We start from the raw sequence: 228 nt of genomic DNA on the forward strand, positions 1-228 counted from the left end.
CCATTGCCGATACGCTGGCGCTCGAACGACTCTGCGATATTTACGCCGACATTCTGCAGCTTCGCCTGACTATTGCTGACGAGGGGCGAACTTACACCGTGCAGACCGAGGGCGGTTTTTTGATTAAGGCTAACCCGGCAGTAGCAATGTTGGCGGATGCTGATCGACGTTTTAAAAGTTACCTGGTTGAATTCGGTCTGACTCCGGCCGCCAGAACGAAGGTGAAAG

At 53.5% G+C, this 228-nt stretch carries 1 protein-coding gene; it reads left to right on the plus strand.

Annotated features, from left to right (window positions below; all coding sequences use genetic code 11):
* The coding region (locus RRF55_RS28350) for a P27 family phage terminase small subunit (RefSeq protein ID WP_439419347.1) at nt 1-228 on the plus strand (228 nt) is incomplete at both ends.

This window comes from Klebsiella sp. K47 (assembly GCF_051858335.1).
Taxonomy (GTDB): domain Bacteria; phylum Pseudomonadota; class Gammaproteobacteria; order Enterobacterales; family Enterobacteriaceae; genus Klebsiella; species Klebsiella pneumoniae.